19 protein-coding genes and 1 pseudogene are annotated in these 18,082 nt (G+C 66.8%); 19 read left to right on the forward strand and 1 reads right to left on the reverse strand.

The features are described from left to right. Window positions 1-28 precede the first annotated feature (28 nt). The 19 genes and pseudogenes from MSPGM_RS10895 (at window position 29) to MSPGM_RS10985 (ending at window position 17,371) form a co-directional block, all read left to right on the forward strand. Window positions 29-658: an alpha/beta hydrolase gene (locus MSPGM_RS10895; RefSeq protein ID WP_012752777.1), complete on the forward strand. Its 630-nt coding sequence runs from the start codon at window positions 29-31 to the stop codon at window positions 656-658. A gap of 603 nt (window positions 659-1,261) precedes the next feature. After that, window positions 1,262-1,489 carry a hypothetical protein gene (locus MSPGM_RS10900; RefSeq protein ID WP_003606927.1) on the forward strand — a complete coding sequence of 76 codons (228 nt, stop codon included), beginning with the start codon at window positions 1,262-1,264 and terminating at the stop codon, window positions 1,487-1,489. 548 nt (window positions 1,490-2,037) lie between these two features. Then, window positions 2,038-5,517: an SbcC/MukB-like Walker B domain-containing protein gene (locus tag MSPGM_RS10905; protein WP_012752779.1), complete on the forward strand. Its 3,480-nt coding sequence runs from the start codon at window positions 2,038-2,040 to the stop codon at window positions 5,515-5,517. Between the two features lie 388 nt (window positions 5,518-5,905). Next, the gene (gene rpsL, locus MSPGM_RS10910; protein WP_004447775.1) at window positions 5,906-6,277 is read left to right on the forward strand and encodes a 30S ribosomal protein S12; all 372 of its coding nucleotides are present in this window, start codon (window positions 5,906-5,908) and stop codon (window positions 6,275-6,277) included. 106 nt (window positions 6,278-6,383) lie between these two features. After that, window positions 6,384-6,854 carry a 30S ribosomal protein S7 gene (gene rpsG, locus MSPGM_RS10915; RefSeq protein WP_004447768.1) on the forward strand — a complete coding sequence of 157 codons (471 nt, stop codon included), beginning with the start codon at window positions 6,384-6,386 and terminating at the stop codon, window positions 6,852-6,854. A gap of 63 nt (window positions 6,855-6,917) precedes the next feature. Next, entirely contained in the window at window positions 6,918-8,993 is a 2,076-nt protein-coding gene (fusA, locus tag MSPGM_RS10920) for an elongation factor G (protein WP_004447767.1), read from the forward strand. Window positions 8,994-9,046: 53 nt separating this feature from the next. Continuing rightward, entirely contained in the window at window positions 9,047-10,237 is a 1,191-nt protein-coding gene (tuf, locus tag MSPGM_RS10925) for an elongation factor Tu (protein WP_012253644.1), read from the forward strand. A gap of 79 nt (window positions 10,238-10,316) precedes the next feature. Next, a complete protein-coding gene (gene rpsJ, locus MSPGM_RS10930; RefSeq protein WP_003597088.1) occupies window positions 10,317-10,625 on the forward strand; it encodes a 30S ribosomal protein S10 in 309 nt (102 codons plus the stop codon). A gap of 50 nt (window positions 10,626-10,675) precedes the next feature. After that, window positions 10,676-11,415, forward strand: a pseudogene (gene rplC, locus MSPGM_RS10935) (50S ribosomal protein L3). Beyond that, window positions 11,415-12,035 carry a 50S ribosomal protein L4 gene (rplD, locus tag MSPGM_RS10940; RefSeq protein ID WP_003597092.1) on the forward strand — a complete coding sequence of 207 codons (621 nt, stop codon included), beginning with the start codon at window positions 11,415-11,417 and terminating at the stop codon, window positions 12,033-12,035. The pseudogene rplC and the gene rplD overlap by 1 nt, the downstream one beginning before the upstream one ends. Beyond that, window positions 12,032-12,328, forward strand: a complete 297-nt coding sequence (locus tag MSPGM_RS10945) for a 50S ribosomal protein L23 (RefSeq protein ID WP_003597094.1) — start codon at window positions 12,032-12,034, stop codon at window positions 12,326-12,328. Before rplD ends, MSPGM_RS10945 begins: the two co-directional genes overlap by 4 nt. A gap of 25 nt (window positions 12,329-12,353) precedes the next feature. Next, on the forward strand, window positions 12,354-13,190 hold the full coding sequence (rplB, locus tag MSPGM_RS10950) for a 50S ribosomal protein L2 (protein ID WP_003597096.1): 837 nt from the start codon (window positions 12,354-12,356) through the stop codon (window positions 13,188-13,190). 5 nt (window positions 13,191-13,195) lie between these two features. Further along, window positions 13,196-13,474, forward strand: coding sequence for a 30S ribosomal protein S19 (gene rpsS / locus MSPGM_RS10955; RefSeq protein ID WP_003597098.1), 279 nt, complete (start codon window positions 13,196-13,198; stop codon window positions 13,472-13,474). A gap of 1 nt (window position 13,475) precedes the next feature. After that, the gene (gene rplV / locus MSPGM_RS10960; RefSeq protein ID WP_003597100.1) at window positions 13,476-13,859 is read left to right on the forward strand and encodes a 50S ribosomal protein L22; all 384 of its coding nucleotides are present in this window, start codon (window positions 13,476-13,478) and stop codon (window positions 13,857-13,859) included. Window positions 13,860-13,870: 11 nt separating this feature from the next. Then, on the forward strand, window positions 13,871-14,617 hold the full coding sequence (rpsC, locus tag MSPGM_RS10965) for a 30S ribosomal protein S3 (RefSeq protein WP_003597102.1): 747 nt from the start codon (window positions 13,871-13,873) through the stop codon (window positions 14,615-14,617). A 33-nt stretch (window positions 14,618-14,650) separates the two neighbouring features. Continuing rightward, the gene (gene rplP, locus MSPGM_RS10970; RefSeq protein WP_003597105.1) at window positions 14,651-15,064 is read left to right on the forward strand and encodes a 50S ribosomal protein L16; all 414 of its coding nucleotides are present in this window, start codon (window positions 14,651-14,653) and stop codon (window positions 15,062-15,064) included. Between the two features lie 12 nt (window positions 15,065-15,076). Further along, entirely contained in the window at window positions 15,077-15,292 is a 216-nt protein-coding gene (gene rpmC / locus MSPGM_RS10975; protein ID WP_003597107.1) for a 50S ribosomal protein L29, read from the forward strand. An 11-nt stretch (window positions 15,293-15,303) separates the two neighbouring features. Continuing rightward, window positions 15,304-15,570, forward strand: coding sequence for a 30S ribosomal protein S17 (gene rpsQ, locus MSPGM_RS10980; protein WP_003597108.1), 267 nt, complete (start codon window positions 15,304-15,306; stop codon window positions 15,568-15,570). A gap of 412 nt (window positions 15,571-15,982) precedes the next feature. Next, window positions 15,983-17,371 (forward strand): AAA family ATPase, encoded by a 1,389-nt coding sequence (locus MSPGM_RS10985; protein WP_261926374.1) that lies wholly within the window; start codon window positions 15,983-15,985, stop codon window positions 17,369-17,371. A 208-nt stretch (window positions 17,372-17,579) separates the two neighbouring features. Here MSPGM_RS10985 and MSPGM_RS10990 read toward each other — a convergent pair whose 3' ends face one another. After that, window positions 17,580-18,038, reverse strand: a complete 459-nt coding sequence (locus MSPGM_RS10990) for an NUDIX hydrolase (protein WP_003597110.1) — start codon at window positions 18,036-18,038, stop codon at window positions 17,580-17,582. Window positions 18,039-18,082: the final 44 nt, after the last annotated feature.

The raw sequence follows: 18,082 nt of genomic DNA on the forward strand, positions 1-18,082 counted from the left end.
ACCCTCCCCAGACGGAACGGAGACAGCCATGACGAACGGCGTCACCTTCGACTTCATCCACCGCTTCGAGCCCGGCACCGACGAGCGTGCGCCGCCGCTCCTGCTGCTGCACGGTACGGGCGGCGACGAGAACGACCTGCTCTCCCTCGGCCGCGCGCTCTCGCCCGGCTCCGCGCTGCTCTCGCCGCGCGGGCCGGTTCTGGAGAACGGCATGCCGCGCTTCTTCCGCCGTCTCGCGGAAGGCGTGTTCGACGAGGCGGATGTCCGCCGCCGGGCCGGCGACCTTGCCGCCTTCGTCGCACAGGCGCGGGCGGCCTACGGGCTCGCCGCGCCGGTGGCGGTCGGATTCTCGAACGGGGCCAACATCGCCGCGGCGACCCTGCTCCTGCACCCGGAGGTGCTGGCCGGGGCGGTTCTGCTGCGGGCGATGGTGCCGCTCGCCGAGAGCCCGCCGGCCGACCTCGCCGGCCGCCCGGTGCTGCTGCTCTCGGGCACTCTCGATCCGATCGTGCCGGCCGAGAATGCCGAACGGCTCGCCGCGCGCCTCGCGCAAGCGGGCGCGGCGGTGACCCACACGGTCAACCCGGCCGGGCACGGACTGTCCCAGGCGGATCTCGCCGCCTCCGGGGCGTGGCTCGCCAAGAATTTTGGCGGCTAAGCTTCCCGCGAGAGGGTCTGTCCGGAGCGGGGATCGGGGGCTCGGCGTGACATAACCGATGTGGCGGGGGCATCGCCCCCGTCACGTGGCGTGCTCCGGTGCTTGTCCCAGTGCCTGCCCCGTCTCGCCTAAGGGCAGCATCCAGGTTTCACCCTCGACCGGCCTACCGAAGCCGGTATGGGTCGCTGTCTCGTCGCAGGCGAAGCCGTGGCGGGCATAAGTTCGTCTCGCGGGCGAAGCCGATGCTGGCCTCGACCAGGGTGTCGCCGATGCCGCGGCGGCGGGCGAAAGGCTCGTCTTCGGCGCAATCGCGGACAAACGAGTGGCGCGGGGGGACAGCCTAGGCCCTTCCGACGACCGCCGGATACGCGGATCTGCGGATCGATACGCAGCGGCACCAAGCTGATGCCTTCCTGGCCGGACGCCCGACCTTAGGGTGACCGGTCCGTTAACGATGCCGTTCGATAAAGGGGAACCTGCAGAATTCGCCTAGTTTTAAGCCAAGTGACCCTTTGTGCGCGGTCGGCCCCGGCGGTAACCTAAGGAAAGATTCCGTCAAAAAGGCTCTCAGATGCCGATCCGGCAGGATAGGGTCATGATCCCGTGCTAGCGATCCCGCTTCTCGTTATTGCCGGTATACTGATCGGCATGTTTTATCACTGGGGGATGCTTGCTGTCGCGAGTTTCTTTGTCATCATCGCGCGGATCATTTATCACTTCTACAGTGGCCAGTTGGTGCTGGCCGACCTGCTGATGATCGCCGCCTCCCTCTGCGCGTTGCAGGGTGGTTATGTTGTGGGAGGCTATATCGCTTGCAGGAAAGACGTCTGAGCCGGTCTCAGACCCAGATGATACCGCCTGCAACCCACGATGCCGTGCCCCATAGAACAATCGAGGCGACAATAAACAGAACACCGTAAGTCAGGCGTGGACGGCGGGCGGACATTTCAACGATCGGAGTTCTGGACGGTCGGAGAGCGCAATTTACCGTATGGCACGGATCGTATTGGGTATGCGTCAAAATCAGTGTTTCTCGTATGTGTCAGAGTACGCAGGGAGCGTTGAAAGGCAGTAATCGAACGGGCTTTATGAACCTGCCGTTGCAGGAGATCTGCGACAGTTGTTTCGGGCGTCGGGGCCCGACGCTCAGCCGAGTGGCTGTGGTCTCGGATCGACGCGGCCCCGTCAAATCACGGGTCGGTGATTGCTGTATCGATGCCGTCGGCCGCTCGGATCGGTCGTGCTGCGACGGTTGGGCATCCTCAGATTGTGCCGATCGGGCGGCGCCCGCGGCCCGCCGCGATCCCGCCCTTGCGTGTACGCGGCGTAGCGTCCATTGCGCTGTCTCTCGTTCAACCTCGGGATAAGCGGCCGGGCTGGTGTACCGCCTCACCGACATTGCGATCTCGAATTGGTACCTCATCCGGCGCGAGCAGATCCGGATTCGGGGCGCGGCGGCGCTCGTCGGTCCCACGGGGGCGGGCAAGTCGACGATCTTCGACGCGGTCGGCACGGTGCTGGCCGGCAACAATGCCAGCCGGCTCGCGCTCAACGCCTCCGCCTCGGGCCGCAGTGCACGCACGGTGCGCGACTACTGCCTCGGCTGGATCAGCGACCCGGCCGAGGGCGGGCGCCCGACGCGCGAGGCCTGCGAGACGCTTATCGCGCTCGTGTTCGAGAACCCCGCGAGCGGCCGCATCGTCACGGTCGGGCTGGCGCTTGCCGCCCGCTCCGAGGAGCCGAAGGAGGAGACGCTTTCGCGCTTCATCGCCATCGGCCACCGTTTCGAGATCGCCGATTACGTGCGCGAGACCAGCGAGGGCAGCTTCGTCGCGCCCTGGGCCGAGATCGCCGCGGATCTTCGCCGCCGGGCCGACACGTTCGAGGAGTTTCGCACCTCCGGCGAGCGCTTCACCGCCGCCGTGCTGGCGACCCTGCGCGAGGGGGCGGCCGTGCCCGATCCGCGCCAGTTCCTACGCACCTTCTCCAATGCGGTGGCGTTCAAGCCGATCTTCGACACCAGCGCCTTCGTGCGCAGCTTCGTGCTGGAGGCCGAGCCGCTCGATGTCGCCCGCATCCGCCAGTCGATCGAGACGTGGCGGCGCCTGCTGGAGACCATCGAGGAGCTGGAGAAGCGCCTCGCCCACCTCTCGCGCATCTGCGCGCGCTACGAGGGCTGGGCGCGGGCGAGCCTCACCGCCGCCCTCGACGAGATGCGTGCCGCCGGTGCGGACCTGCGCCGCCGCATCCTCGACCACGCCGAGGCCCGCCGCCTGCTCGCCGAGACATCGGAGCGCCTGCGCATCGCCCGCGAAAGCGTGGCGACGAGCCAGGGCTTCGTGCGCGAGATCGACACCGAGATCGCCGCGCGCAAGGCGCTCATCGTCGGCAGCGTGGCGGAGGCGCGGCTCGCGGCCTCCCATGCCGGTCTCGCCATGGTCGCCCGCGACCGGCGCGACCTGACCAACCGCCTCGCCGGGATCGTCGGCCTCGTGCAGGATGCCGGCCGCCTCAGCGCCATCGCCGGTCCCTTGCGCCGGATCGATCTTCAGGCGGCGCGCATCGTCGAGGCCTGCGCCCGCTCGGGGCTGCGCCGCGAGGCGCCGCCGGAGGACATTCTCCGGGTCGATGGGCCGCTGAAAGGTCTGCTCGAAGGGCTCGCGCAGATGCCGGACGTGTCCGGCATCCTGGAAGAGGAAGCGGAAGACCTCGCCCTCAAGGCCCGCGAGCGCGAGAACGAGGTTCGCGGCCTCGATGGGCAGGTGAATGCCGGCCGTTCCTCGGCGGCACGCCTGTCCTCCGACACGGAGGCGTTCCGCGAGGAGTTGGGCCGGCTCGGCATCGAGGCGGCGCCGATCTGCGAACTCGCCGAGATCGTCGATCCGAAATGGGGCCCGGCCCTCGAAGGCCTGCTCGGCCGCGCCCGCGAGGCCCTGGTGGTCGAGCCCGACCGGCTGGACCGCGCCTTCGCCCTGCTCGAGTCCCGAAAAAACCAGTTCTTCCGCTGTCTCCTGGTAAAGACCACTGATACGGCGCGGCGCGCCGCGCGGCGCTTCGATGACGGGCCGATGGGCCTGATCGAGACCGACAGCGACCACGCCGAGGCCTTCCTCGCCGCGCGGCTCGGCGGCTACGATCTCGCGCCCGACGATGCGGCACTCCGGAACATGAGCCGCGCCGTGGCGCCGAGCGGGCGCTCGACTTCGGGCATGGCCTATTCGGTCGTGCGCCCCGTGCCGCTGATGATGACCCGCGGCCAGCGCGGGCCCACCGCCGAGACCCGCCGCCGCCTCGACGAGGCGCGCGAGGAGGCGCGGACCCTGCGGGCCGAGGCCACGGTGATGCGCGAGGCCGCCCGGATCGCCGCGCTGCTGCGGAGCCGACTGGCGGAAGCGCCGATCGATCTCGAGGCTCTGCGCGCCGAGGCCGACGCCATCGAGGGCCGCCGCCGCAGCCTCTCCACCGAGCAGGAGACCGTCGCCCGCGCCGATGCCGGCGTGATCGAGGCGGAGCTGAAGGAGCTTCAGAAGGAGCGCTCGGCCTATCTCACCGAACTCGTGCAGGTGCTGGAGCCCAAACGCGACGCCGCACTCGCGGAGGAGGCCGGACTGAAGGCCCGTGTCGCGCAAGGGAGGGAGGCGGCGCGCGCCGCGTTCCTGGCCTACCGCACGGCGCTCAAGCGCTGGACCTCCGGCGACACCGTCCGCATCCGCCTCACCGGCACCGTTCCCGCCGACGTACCGGACACGGTGGCCGGGATCGCCGCGGCACGGGCGGACCGCGCCGCGCTCGACACCAAGGCGCTGGCGTCGCTGGCCTCGCAGGCCCGGGCCTCCGCCCGCGAGGCCGCCGACAGCGTGCGCAACCAGGGCCGCGCCGCCGAGCGGGATCTTGCCGAGTACTGCGCCGCGTGGCGCGTCGAGAACCCGCTCGGTTCGGGCGAGCAGCCGGCCTCGTTCGGCTATGCCTGGGCGACCCGCGAGCGCGACGAGGTGGCGGGGCACGAACTGCGCCGCTACCGCGACCAGTCGCTCCGGGCGGAGGCCGAGATGCGCCGCCTGATGACCGAGGATCTGCTGACCCGGCTCGCCGACAAGTTCGAGCGGATGCGTGCCCGGCTCGACGCCCTCAACGAGCGGCTGGCGTCGCAGACCTTCACCGGCCAGACCTATGCCTTCGAGGCGGAGGTGGACCGCCGCTACGCCGCCGTCCACGCGCTCGCCACCGAAGTCGCGCGTTCGCCCGACGCGGCGCAGGCGGTGCTGCCTAGCCCCGACAATGGCGCTGAGGGCGGACCGGATAACAGCCCGCTCGCGGCCGCACTCGCCGAGATCACGGCGCTGATCGAGGGCGAGGAGAACGCGGCGCGGCTGGCCGATTACCGCAACTACTTCGTCTACGAGATCGGCATGCGCGACCGGGCGGGCAACCGCACCACCCTGTCGAGCCGGGCGCTGCGCGGGTCGGGCGGCGAGGCGCAGGCGCCGTTCTACGTCGCGATCGCCGCCTCCATGGCCTCGGCCTATTATCCCGGTGATCGCCCCGGCGACGAGACGCCGGGCCTCGGCCTCTGCCTTCTCGATGAAGCCTTCTCGAAACTCGACGTGCGCAACAGCCAGTCGCTGGTCGATCTCTTCCGCGCCTGGGGCCTGCAGCTCCTCATCGCCGCGCCCGAGGACAAGCGCACGACGCTGACGGAAGTGATGGACACCGTCGTCACTGTCTACAAAAGCCCGGATCTCGGCTCGGTGCGAATCGAGGCCGAGCATCCGCTGGAAACCGCCAAGCGGGCGCTGGCCGAAATCAACCCGGATCGGCGCGGAATCGACGCGTTCCGCCTGCCCAGCGCGGCCGAATAACAGCCGAGCCGCCGATCACCGTCCGGAACGCAGATCGGACGCCCGTTCATCGAACTTTATCCTCTCCGGGCATTGACGGGCCCGGCCACCCCGCGTAGAAGCGCGCCACTCCGGTGGATCGAGAGTCGCTTTCGGGTCGAGGCCAGGGGCTTCGGCGACCGTCGTCAGACCGATACCGGCATCACACCCTGACGTATTCGTCAGATCAGCGGGTAAGAACGCGTCGTTCACGGCGTGATCCTCTGCCTCACCATCGTCAAAGGCCTTGATCGGCCTCTGGCGCTATTCGTTTTGCCGCGGGTTCGCCCGGGGCCCGGCCGCTCCGCAAGGGGCTTCGACAGGTTTCAGACGGTGGCCGCCCTGCGCGGCCGGATGAAGAGGGCACAGGATGCCGACGATCAACCAACTGATCGCCCAGCCGCGCAAGGCGCAGAAGGCGCGCAACAAGGTGCCGGCGCTCAACGCCTGCCCGCAGAAGCGCGGCGTCTGCACGCGCGTCTACACCACGACCCCGAAGAAGCCGAACTCGGCGCTTCGTAAGGTCGCCAAGGTGCGCCTGACCAACGGCTTCGAGGTGATCGGTTACATCCCCGGTGAGGGGCATAACCTTCAGGAGCACTCCGTGGTCATGATCCGCGGCGGCCGCGTGAAGGACCTTCCGGGTGTGCGCTACCACATCCTGCGCGGCGTGCTCGACACGCAGGGCGTCAAGAACCGCAAGCAGCGCCGTTCGAAGTACGGTGCAAAGCGTCCGAAGTAAGAATCTCCGGACGGCCATTTTCACGGCCTCGCAAGGATGTCGCCGGCGTTTACGCTCAAGGCGGCCTGCGCGAGGTGCTTAAGTCGATTAATCTGAGAGCAAACAGATGTCCCGTCGTCACTCTGCCGAGAAGCGCGAGATCATCCCGGACGCCAAGTACGGCGACGTCGTCCTGACCAAGTTCATGAATTCCATCATGTACGAGGGCAAGAAGTCGACCGCCGAGCGGATCGTCTACGGCGCGTTCGACATCGTCGAGAACCGCGCCCGCGCCAACCCGATCGAGGTGTTCCGCGCCGCGCTCGACAACGTCGCCCCGGCGATCGAGGTCCGCTCCCGCCGCGTCGGTGGCGCGACCTACCAGGTTCCCGTCGAAGTCCGCACCGAGCGCCGTCAGGCTCTCGCGATCCGCTGGCTGATCCAGGCCGCCCGCGGCCGCAACGACCGGACCATGATCGAGCGTCTCTCCGCCGAGCTGCTCGACGCCGCCAACAACCGCGGCAACGCGGTCAAGAAGCGTGAAGACACCCACCGGATGGCCGAGGCCAACCGCGCCTTCTCGCACTACCGCTGGTAATTCGCCTGTCGAGCGCGGCCACCGGGCCGCGCTCCAAGCCCGCTTTCTCCCGGAGAGACCCCGATGCCCCGCACGCATGCGATCGAGGACTACCGTAACTTCGGCATCATGGCTCACATCGATGCCGGCAAGACCACGACGACCGAGCGGATCCTCTACTACACCGGCAAGTCCCATAAGATCGGCGAAGTCCATGAGGGCGCCGCGACGATGGACTGGATGGAGCAGGAGCAGGAGCGTGGCATCACGATCACCTCGGCTGCGACCACCTGCTTCTGGCGCGACAAGCGCCTGAACATCATCGACACCCCCGGCCACGTCGACTTCACCATCGAGGTGGAGCGCTCGCTGCGCGTGCTCGACGGCGCCGTCTGCGTGCTCGACGGCAACCAGGGCGTCGAGCCCCAGACCGAGACCGTGTGGCGTCAGGCTGACAAGTACGACGTGCCGCGCGTCGTGTTCGTCAACAAGATGGACAAGATCGGCGCCGACTTCTTCAAGTGCGTTGCCGACATCATCGGCCGCGTCGCCGGTAAGCCCGTCTGCCTGCAGCTGCCGATCGGTGCCGAGTCCAGCTTCAAGGGCGTGATCGACCTCATCAAGATGAAGGCGATCGTTTGGTCGGGTGAGGCGCTCGGCGCCAACTTCTCCGAGGAGGAGATCCCGGCCGATCTCGCCGATCAGGCGGTCGAGTACCGCACCAAGATGATCGAGGCCTGCGTCGAGCTCGACGACGACGCGATGACCGCCTACCTCGACGGCGTGGAGCCGGACGAGGAGACCCTGCGCAAGCTCGTGCGCAAGGCGGTGCAGCTTCGTGCCTTCCATCCGGTGCTGTGCGGCTCGGCCTTCAAGAACAAGGGCGTGCAGCCGCTCCTCGACGCCGTCGTCGATTACCTGCCGTCTCCCGCCGATCGCGGCGAGATCAAGGGCCTCGACTTCAAGACCGAGGAAGAGGTGGTTCGCCACCCGACCGACAGCGATCCCTTCTCCATGCTCGCCTTCAAGATCATGGACGACCCCCACGTCGGTACGATCACCTTCTGCCGGGTCTATTCCGGCAAGGTCGAGTCGGGCGCCAACGTCATCAACTCGTCGCGCGACAAGAAAGAGCGCGTCGGCCGCATGTTGCTGATGCACGCCAACAACCGTGAGGACGTGAAGGAAGCCTTCGCCGGCGACATCGTCGCCCTGGCCGGTCTCAAGGACACCCGCACCGGCGATACGCTGTGCGATCCGAAGGACGCGGTGATCCTCGAGAAGATGGAGTTCCCCGAACCCGTCATCGAGATCGCCGTCGAGCCGAAGTCGAAGGCCGACCAGGAGAAGCTCGGCATCGCGCTCTCGAAGCTCGCCGCCGAGGATCCGTCCTTCCGGGTCTCGACAGACCAGGAATCCGGCCAGACCATCCTTCGCGGGATGGGCGAGCTCCACCTCGACATCAAGGTCGATATCCTGCGCCGTACCTATAAGGTCGACGCGAATATCGGTCAGCCGCAGGTGGCGTACCGCGAGAAGCTGACCCGTCGTCAGGAGATCGACTACACCCACAAGAAGCAGACCGGTGGTACTGGTCAGTTCGCCCGGGTGAAGTTCGTGGTCGAGCCGAACGAGCCGGGCGCCGGCTTCGCGTTCGAGTCGAAGATCGTCGGCGGTGCGGTGCCGAAGGAGTACATCCCCGGCGTCGAGAAGGGCCTCAACTCGGTCCTCGGCGCAGGCGTGCTCGCCGGCTTCCCCGTGGTCGACGTCAAGGTCGAACTGATCGACGGCGCCTACCACGACGTCGACTCCTCGGCGCTGGCCTTCGAAATCGCCTCCCGCGCCGCCTTCCGCGAGGCGCTGCAGAAGGGCGGATCGGTTCTGCTCGAGCCGGTGATGAAGGTCGAAGTGGTTTCGCCGGAAGAGTATACCGGCTCGGTCATCGGCGACCTCAACTCCCGCCGCGGCCAGATCCAGGGCCAGGACATGCGCGGCAACGCCAACGTCATCAACGCGATGGTGCCGCTGGCCAACATGTTCGGCTACGTGAACCAGTTGCGCTCCTTCTCCCAGGGACGCGCCAACTTCACGATGCAGTTCGACCATTACGAGGAAGTGCCGCGCGGCGAGGCCGACAAGGTCATTGCCAAGTACGCCTGACGCGAACGCGTCAAACTTCCTCGATCAACGACACTGACGATTAGGAGGCCCTGATGGGTAAGGAAAAGTTCTCCCGTACCAAGCCGCACTGCAACATCGGCACGATCGGGCACGTGGATCACGGCAAGACGTCGCTGACGGCGGCGATCACGAAGGTTCTGGCGGAGTCGGGCGGGGCGACCTTCACGGCCTACGACCAGATCGACAAGGCGCCGGAAGAGAAGGCGCGCGGCATCACGATCTCGACCGCCCACGTCGAGTACGAGACGACCAACCGCCACTACGCGCACGTCGACTGCCCCGGCCACGCCGACTACGTGAAGAACATGATCACCGGTGCCGCCCAGATGGACGGCGCGATCCTGGTCGTGTCCGCCGCCGATGGCCCGATGCCGCAGACTCGCGAGCACATCCTGCTCGCCCGTCAGGTCGGCGTGCCGGCGCTGGTGGTGTTCCTCAACAAGGTCGACATGGTCGATGACGAGGAGCTCCTGGAGCTGGTCGAGCTGGAGGTGCGCGAACTCCTCTCCAAGTACGACTTCCCCGGCGACGACATCCCGATCACCAAGGGCTCGGCCCTGATGGCGCTCGAGGACAAGGAGCCCAAGATCGGCAAGGAAGCCGTTCTGGCGCTGATGGCGACCGTGGACGAGTACATCCCGCAGCCGGAGCGTCCGATCGACATGCCGTTCCTGATGCCGATCGAGGACGTGTTCTCGATCTCGGGCCGCGGCACGGTGGTGACGGGTCGCGTCGAGCGCGGCATCGTCAAGGTCGGTGAGTCGGTGGAGATCGTCGGCATCCGTCCGACGACGACGACGACGGTGACCGGCGTCGAGATGTTCCGCAAGCTGCTCGACCAGGGCCAGGCGGGCGACAACGTCGGCGTGCTGCTGCGCGGCACGAAGCGCGAGGACGTGGAGCGCGGCCAGGTCGTGTGCAAGCCGGGTTCGGTGAAGCCGCACTCGAAGTTCAAGGCCGAGGCCTACATCCTGACGAAGGAAGAGGGCGGCCGCCACACGCCGTTCTTCACCAACTACCGCCCGCAGTTCTACTTCCGCACGACGGACGTGACCGGCGTGTGCACGCTGCCCGAGGGCACCGAAATGGTGATGCCGGGCGACAACGTGACCATGGACGTGGTGCTGATCGTGCCGGTGGCCATGGAAGAGAAGCTGCGCTTCGCCATCCGCGAGGGTGGTCGCACCGTCGGTGCCGGCGTCGTCGCCGCCATCAACGACTAACCGCAAGCATCATCGACAGGGGACGTAAGAGGGGCGGGCCCTCGCGCCCGCTCCTCAACGTTTCCGCCGAGGTCAGGTCATGAACGGTCAGAACATCCGCATTCGCCTTAAGGCGTTCGATCACCGCATCCTCGATGCGTCCACCAAGGAAATCGTCTCGACCGCGCGCCGGACCGGCGCGCAGATCCGGGGCCCGATCCCGCTGCCGACCCATATCGAGAAGTTCACGGTGAACCGTTCGCCGCACATCGATAAGAAGTCGCGCGAGCAGTTCGAGATGCGCACGCACAAGCGGGTGCTCGATATCGTCGACCCGACGCCGCAGACCGTGGACGCGCTGATGAAGCTCGACCTCGCCGCTGGCGTGGACGTGGAGATCAAGCTCTAAGTCCGCGTCGGATTTAGAGCTTACCGTTTCATCGCGCGAGGGAGAGACCTATGCGCTCAGGCGTCATCGCACGGAAGGTCGGCATGACCCGCGTCTTTACAGACGCTGGCGAGCATGTGCCCGTCACTGTGCTCCAGATTGATCAGTGCCAAGTTGTGGCACACCGCACGACTGAGAAGGATGGCTACGTCGCCCTCCAGGTCGGCGTCGGCAAGGCCAAGGTAAAGAACGTGTCGCAGGCCGAGCGCGGCCGCTTCGCGGTCGCCAAGGTCGAGCCCAAGAAGAAGCTCGCCGAGTTCCGCGTGTCCGAGGACGCGCTGATCCCGGTCGGTGCCGAAATCACGGCCGACCACTTCATCCCGGGCCAGTTCGTTGATGTGACGGGCACCAGCACGGGTAAGGGGTTCGCCGGCGGTATGAAGCGCTGGAACTTCGGCGGTCTGCGCGCCACCCACGGCGTGTCGATCTCCCACCGTTCGATCGGTTCGACCGGTGGCCGTCAGGATCCGGGCAAGACCTTCAAGAACAAGAAGATGCCGGGTCACCTGGGTGTCGAGCGTGTGACCACGCAGAACCTCAAGGTCGTCCGCACCGATCCGGAGCGCGGCCTCATCCTCGTCGAAGGCGCCGTCCCCGGTGTCGCCGGCGGCTGGATCCAGGTTCGCGACTCGGTCAAGCGTAAGCTGCCGGCCGATGTGCCGCTGCCGGGCAAGTTCCGTGAGAACGGCTCTGCTGGCGCGTCCCAGGTCGAGGCGGCCCCGAGGCTCCGGCGTCCGAGGAGAACGCGTGATGAAACTCGATATCACCACGCTCGACGGCGGCTCCGCCGGCTCGGTCGAGCTCAACGAGGCGATCTACGGCCTCGAGCCGCGCGCCGACATCCTTCAGCGGATGGTGCGCTACCAGCTCGCCAAGCGGCGCGCCGGCACGCACGCCGTCAAGAACCGCTCGGACGTCGATCGCACGTCGAAGAAGCTGTACAAGCAGAAGGGCACCGGCAACGCCCGTCACGGCGCTGCCTCCGCTCCGCAGTTCCGCGGTGGCGGCCGGGCCTTCGGTCCGGTGGTGCGCGACCACAGCCACGACCTTCCCAAGAAGGTCCGCGCTCTGGCGCTCAAGCACGCCCTCTCGGCCAAGGCCAAGGCTTCGACCCTGATCGTCGTCGACGACATCAAGGTCGACAACCACAAGACCAAGGCCATGATCGAGCGCTTCGAGAAGCTCGGTCTGTCGAGCGCGCTGATCATCGGCGGCTCTGAAGTGGACGAGAACTTCGGCCGCGCCGCCCGCGCCATTCCGAAGATCGATGTGCTGCCCGTCCAGGGCATCAACGTCTACGACATCCTGCGCCGCGACACGCTCGTGCTGACGCGCGCCGCCGTCGATGCGCTGGAGGAGCGTTTCAAATGAGTGCCGATCCGCGCCACTACGACATCATCGTCTCCCCCGTGATCACGGAGAAGGCGACCAACCTCACCGAGCAGAACAAGGTCGTCTTCCGGGTTGCCCCGAAGGCCACCAAGCCGCAGATCAAGGAAGCGGTCGAGCGTCTGTTCGACGTCAAGGTCACGGGCGTGAACACGCTCACGACCAAGGGCAAGAAGAAGTTCTTCCGCGGGCAGCGCGGGCAGCGTTCGGACGTGAAGAAGGCGATCGTGACCCTCGCCGAGGGTGATACGATCGACGTCACGACCGGCCTCTGAGACTTGAAGCGTTAGGATCAAGCCGATGGCCTTGAAGACATTCAAACCGGTCACGCCGAGCCTGCGCCAGCTCGTGCTCGTCGATCGCCGTGAGCTCTACAAGGGCAAGCCGGTGAAGGCGCTGACCGAGGGCAAGAGCTCCTCGGGCGGCCGCAACAACCTGGGCCGCATCACCGTCCGCTTCCGCGGCGGTGGTCATAAGCGGGTCCTGCGCAACGTCGACTTCAAGCGTCGCGAGAACCTCAACGTTCCCGCGACGGTGGAGCGGATCGAGTACGATCCGAACCGGACGGCGTTCATCGCGCTCATCACCTTCCCCGATGGGAAGCAGAGCTACATCCTCGCCCCCCAGCGCCTGTCGCCGGGTGACAAGGTGATCGCCGGTGACAGCGTCGACGTGAAGCCGGGCAATGCGGCTCCGATCGGCTCCATGCCGGTGGGCACCATCGTCCACAACGTCGAGCTGAAGATCGGTAAGGGCGGCGCGATCGCCCGTTCCGCCGGCAACTACGCTCAGATCGTCGGACGCGACCAGGGCTACGTGACGCTGCGCCTGAACTCGGGCGAGCAGCGCCTCGTGCACGGTCAGTGCTTTGCGACCGTGGGTGCGGTGTCGAACCCGGACCACATGAACATCTCGCTGGGCAAGGCCGGCCGTAACCGCTGGCTCGGCAAGCGTCCGCACGTTCGCGGCGTCGCCATGAACCCGGTGGATCACCCGCACGGCGGCGGCGAGGGTCGTACCTCGGGCGGCCGGAACCCGGTCACGCCCTGGGGCGTGCCCACCAAGGGGAAGAAGACCCGGTCCAACAAGCGGACCGACACCTTCATCCTGTCCAGCCGCCATAACCGCAAGAAGTAACAGCCATGGCACGTTCCCTCTGGAAAGGGCCGTTCGTCGACGGCTACCTCCTCAAGAAGGCCGACGCCGCCCGCGGCGGCAGCCGCAACGAGGTCGTCAAGATCTGGAGCCGTCGCTCCACGATCCTTCCGCAGTTCGTGGGCATCACCTTCGGTGTGCATAACGGACACAAGCATATCCCGGTCTACGTCACCGAGGAGATGGTCGGTCACAAGTTCGGCGAGTTCTCGCCGACCCGCACCTTCCCCGGTCACGCGGCCGATAAGAAGGCAAAGAGGCGCTGAGATGGGCAAGCCTGCCACCCCCCGCGCGCTCCCCGAGAACGAGGCGAAGGCCGTCGCGCGGATGCTCCGCGTGTCGCCCCAGAAGCTCAACCTCGTGGCGGCGTTGATCCGCGGCAAGAAGGTCGATACGGCCCTTGCCGATCTCGAATTCTCCCGCAAGCGCATCGCCCGCGATGTGAAGAAGTGCCTGGAGAGCGCGATCGCCAACGCCGAGAACAACCACGATCTCGACGTGGACGATCTCGTCGTCTCCCAGGCCTTCGTCGGCAAGGCGCTGGTGCTCAAGCGCTTCCACGCCCGTGCCCGCGGTCGCGGCGCGCGCATCCTGAAGCCCTTTGCGAACCTCACGATCGTGGTTCGCGAAGTGCGCGCTGAAGCGGCCTGAGGAGTTTACCGATGGGTCAGAAGATCAATCCGATCGGCCTGCGTCTCGGCATCAACCGGACCTGGGATTCCCGCTGGTTCGCCGAGAAGGGCGAGTATGCCAAGCTGATGCACGAGGACGTGGCCATCCGCGCCGCCCTCATGAAGCAGCTCAAGCAGGCCGCCGTCTCGAAGATCGTCATCGAGCGCCCGCACCGGAAGTGCCGCGTCACCATCCACTCGGGTCGTCCGGGCGTGGTGATCGGCAAGAAGGGCGCGGACATCGAGAAGCTGCGCAAGCTCGTCGGCACGATGACCAAGGCCGACGTGACCATCAACATCGTCGAGGTGCGTAAGCCCGAGATCGATGCCACCCTGGTGGCCGAGTCGATCGCACAGCAGCTCGAGCGCCGTGTCGCCTTCCGTCGTGCCATGAAGCGCGCCGTGCAGTCGGCCATGCGTCTCGGCGCTGAGGGCATCCGCATCAACTGCGCCGGCCGTCTCGGCGGCGCGGAGATCGCCCGCACCGAGTGGTACCGCGAGGGCCGCGTGCCCCTGCATACGCTTCGTGCGGACGTCGATTACGGCACCGCCACTGCCTTCACGACCTACGGGACGTGCGGCATCAAGGTGTGGGTGTTCAAGGGCGAGATCCTCGAGCACGACCCGATGGCGCAGGATAAGAAGGCCCAGGAAGAGGGTGGCCGTTCCGGCGGGCGCCGCGAGCGTGACGGTGACGACCGGGGTGGCCGCGGCCGCCGCGAGCCGTCGCACGCCTGACGCTCGATCAAGCAGAAATCTTGAGAGGCTGCCATGCTGCAACCCAAGAAGACCAAATTTCGTAAGCAGTTCAAGGGTCGCATCAGTGGCGCGGCCAAGGGCGGCTTCGAGCTGAACTTCGGCCAGTTCGGCCTCAAGTGCCTGGAGCCCGAGCGCATCACCGCGCGGCAGATCGAGGCGGCCCGCCGCGCGATCACCCGCGAGATGAAGCGTCAGGGCCGGGTGTGGATCCGGGTGTTCCCGGATCTGCCCGTCACCGCCAAGCCCACCGAAGTCCGCATGGGCTCCGGTAAGGGTGCGCCGGAATATTGGGCGGCCCGGGTCCATCCCGGCCGCATCATGTTCGAGGTGGATGGCGTTGCCGAGGACATCGCCCGCGAGGCCCTGCGCCTCGGAGCCGCGAAGCTGCCGGTGCGCACCCGCGTCATCCAGCGCATCGCTGATTGATAGGAAGAGATCATGAAGTCCGACCAGAGACTGTCTGATCTGCGCGCTCTGTCGGCGGATCAGCTTTCCGACGAGCTCATCAGCCTGAAGAAGGAGCAGTTCAACCTGCGCTTCCAGGGCGCGACGGGCCAACTTGAGAACGTCGCCCGGGTCCGTGAGGTCCGCCGCGACATCGCCCGTGTCCGCACGCTGCAGCGTCAGAAGACGCTGGACGCGGCCAAGGCCTGAGGAGATTCCACATGCCCAAGCGCGTCCTTCAAGGCGTCGTCGTCAGCGACAAGACCGATAAGACCATCGTCGTGAAGGTGGAGCGTCGCTTCACCCACCCGGTGATGAAGAAGACGGTTCGCCGTTCGAAGAACTACCATGCGCACGACGAGGCCAATGCGGCCAAGATCGGCCAGACGGTTTTCATCGAGGAGTCCCGTCCCTACTCCAAGACCAAGACCTGGAAGCTGGTCGAGGACCAGGCTGCGGCGGCCGAAGCGGCCGGCACGGCGGCTTAAAAGCCTTACCCATAACAGTAACGGTGCGGGCGTGGAGCGAGAGCTCCGCGCCCGTTTTCGTTCGTCCGCGGGAACCCGCCCTGCATGCCCGCGGCGTGCTTACTCGGTCACGACGGTCACGTCGCCATCCTCGGGTAGCTCCGTCGTTCCTGGTGAGGCTGAAGCGCGAATCTGTCGACCCTGCCGCAACGGTCGGCCGGACGCGTGTGGCGTAGGGGGCTGCCGAGAGACTACCGTGCTCTCAAGAGCAGGGCATAGTTCGCGTTGTGATCTGCCGAACAGTGCGATCGCTTCGGCCAAAGCTCGGAGCGATTGGTTTTGTCACCTGCTCGGGTGCTGTTTTTCGCCGCTCGATCGACACGCTCTTTGAAGGGCCCTGCGAAGGTGCGGCGGCCCCTGAAGGAGCGTAGGGATGTCCCGCAACTTCGACCAAGCCTGGGAAGCGCTCGTCGCGCATTTCGGAGCCGAGCAGGTCAACGGCATCACAAGTTCTCGCCGGCAGTTCGACGCCCATCTGCTGCCTGACCTTCAGGCGACCGTTGTGGCTGAGATCGGCTCGGTCGCCTCTGTGCTGCTGGGTGTGCACCAAATCTACGACCAACTGCCGCTGACGATTTCCAGTCTGCTGGTCCGTCAGGGTCAGTACACGATCTCCGTCACGCCGCTGCAGTATCAGGACATGGATGTCGGCGAGGCGGAGCCTTTCGCCGCTCTCAACAACGGCTTGTGGCTCTTCCATGTCGAGCAGCGCCCCGTCGCAGTCCTGCTCTCGCATTATACAAAGTACGGTGAAGGAACCTTCGCCCAGGTCGAAATCGCGACGCTGCCGGATCCAGCTTCGCTGGGCTTCGCGCGCGGCTTCCTCGCCGCCGTTCAGTCGGCCGGTGCGAACTCGACGCTCTATCGCGGCAAAGTTCTCTCCTTCGAATTCGGATCGGACTATTCCGGCATGAAGGCGGCCATGCAGGTGCACAAGCTTCCCTTCATCCCGCGCGAGGCCGTGATCCTCGAAACCGCGACGATGGCTCGGCTCGACCGGCACGTCTTCGAGTTCGACCGGCATCGCGACGCGCTGAAGCGGCTCGGGCAATCGACGCGTAAGGGACTTCTGCTGTACGGGCCGCCCGGCACCGGTAAGACCCATGTCATCCGGTACATCGCCTCGAACCTACCCGAGCGCACGACGGTGCTCATCACGGCAGAGGAGGTTGTCTACCTAGATCGCTACATGCTGCTCGCACGCACCCTCCAGCCCAGCATCGTCGTGCTGGAGGATGTCGATCTGGTCGGCCGCTCCCGCGAGGGCATGAACAGTCCGAAGACGGAGGTGCTCCTCAACCGTCTGCTGAACGAGATGGACGGCCTGCACGACGACGCCGACGTGCTGTTCATCCTCACCACCAACCGGCCGGAGGAGATCGAGGAGGCGCTCGCCTCGCGCCCTGGCCGCGTGGACGAGGCGATCGAGATCGCAAACCCGGACGCGGCCTGCCGTACCCGGCTTGTCAGCCTCTACGGAGACGCCATCGATTTCAAGGAGGGGGCGATCGATGCCGTCGTCACCCGATCGGAGGGAGCGAGCGCCGCGTTCATCAAGGAGATGGTCCGTCGTCTCGCCCAAGCCACGATCGCCGCGGGGACGGGCAACCGGATCACGGTCGCGACGGTCGAGTCCGTCCTCGGCGAGGCCGTCGGAAGCCGCAACCGCATCGGTCGCCGCATCGTCGGCCTGGCGTCCGGCGCGCCCGAGCGTGCCGGCAAGCAGGCGCCGCCCTTCGACGGCTGCTGTGACGATCTCTAGATCTGCGATCGGCCGCTGGAGCCAGTCAGCGACCAGAGAATGGGCATGGTATGACCGGCATCGGCCGCGGCCTTCCTGCGATGGCTGGACGGGGCGTCAGAGGCGCTTGCTCACTCAGGCTGGCGTGGCTGCGGAAACCACTCGCCGCCCGCTACAAGCGCCCGTAGGCGCCCCGACACGGCACCGAGGGTGGGCGCAGGCCCGCCGCTCAGCCCTTCCGCTTCGGATCGCGGTTTCCGGCGGCGCGGATCAGGCCGGCGAGACCGGCCTCGATCACCATGTCGGCGGCCTCCGAGGGCGTGAACCAGCGGGCATCGCGCTGGCCGCGTTCGGGAAACTTCTTGAGCTGCTTGCGCACCTCGAGCGGAAACACCTTCACTTGGCAGAGAACCGCGTCGCGGTTCTTCAGGCGCTTCTCGTAGAGATAGAAGCCGATCGGTTGCTTGCCGACGCGGCCGACGACACCGGCCTCCTCATAGGCCTCCTGGGCCGCCGCCTCGAACGGCTTGCGCCCCTTCATCGGCCAGCCCTTCGGGATGACCCAGCGGCGCGTCTCCCGCGAGGTGACGAGCAGAACCTCCGTGCCACCCTCCGGTGTCCGGCGCATCGGCAACACGCCGACCTGGGGCCGCGCTTCGCGGCTGCTATCGATCGGGCCGGCCGTCATGCTGCTGAAACGCCCTGCGGCCGGCGCGGTTCGCGCTTAGCGCT

Origin of the sequence: Methylorubrum sp. GM97 (assembly GCF_024347855.1) — a bacterium.
Classification (GTDB): Bacteria; Pseudomonadota; Alphaproteobacteria; order Rhizobiales; family Beijerinckiaceae; genus Methylobacterium; species Methylobacterium extorquens.

Coding starts and splice junctions, on each gene's coding strand:
- rplD (WP_003597092.1), top strand. CDS start 11,415: ATGAAACTCGATATCACCACGCTCGACGGCGGCTCCGCCGGCTCGGTC.
- rpsQ (WP_003597108.1), top strand. CDS start 15,304: ATGCCCAAGCGCGTCCTTCAAGGCGTCGTCGTCAGCGACAAGACCGAT.
- MSPGM_RS10895 (WP_012752777.1), top strand. CDS start 29: ATGACGAACGGCGTCACCTTCGACTTCATCCACCGCTTCGAGCCCGGC.
- fusA (WP_004447767.1), top strand. CDS start 6,918: ATGCCCCGCACGCATGCGATCGAGGACTACCGTAACTTCGGCATCATG.
- MSPGM_RS10945 (WP_003597094.1), top strand. CDS start 12,032: ATGAGTGCCGATCCGCGCCACTACGACATCATCGTCTCCCCCGTGATC.
- MSPGM_RS10985 (WP_261926374.1), top strand. CDS start 15,983: ATGTCCCGCAACTTCGACCAAGCCTGGGAAGCGCTCGTCGCGCATTTC.
- rpsL (WP_004447775.1), top strand. CDS start 5,906: ATGCCGACGATCAACCAACTGATCGCCCAGCCGCGCAAGGCGCAGAAG.
- rpsG (WP_004447768.1), top strand. CDS start 6,384: ATGTCCCGTCGTCACTCTGCCGAGAAGCGCGAGATCATCCCGGACGCC.
- rplP (WP_003597105.1), top strand. CDS start 14,651: ATGCTGCAACCCAAGAAGACCAAATTTCGTAAGCAGTTCAAGGGTCGC.
- tuf (WP_012253644.1), top strand. CDS start 9,047: ATGGGTAAGGAAAAGTTCTCCCGTACCAAGCCGCACTGCAACATCGGC.
- rpsS (WP_003597098.1), top strand. CDS start 13,196: ATGGCACGTTCCCTCTGGAAAGGGCCGTTCGTCGACGGCTACCTCCTC.
- rpsJ (WP_003597088.1), top strand. CDS start 10,317: ATGAACGGTCAGAACATCCGCATTCGCCTTAAGGCGTTCGATCACCGC.
- rplV (WP_003597100.1), top strand. CDS start 13,476: ATGGGCAAGCCTGCCACCCCCCGCGCGCTCCCCGAGAACGAGGCGAAG.
- rplB (WP_003597096.1), top strand. CDS start 12,354: ATGGCCTTGAAGACATTCAAACCGGTCACGCCGAGCCTGCGCCAGCTC.
- rpmC (WP_003597107.1), top strand. CDS start 15,077: ATGAAGTCCGACCAGAGACTGTCTGATCTGCGCGCTCTGTCGGCGGAT.
- rpsC (WP_003597102.1), top strand. CDS start 13,871: ATGGGTCAGAAGATCAATCCGATCGGCCTGCGTCTCGGCATCAACCGG.
- MSPGM_RS10990 (WP_003597110.1), bottom strand. CDS start 18,038: ATGACGGCCGGCCCGATCGATAGCAGCCGCGAAGCGCGGCCCCAGGTC.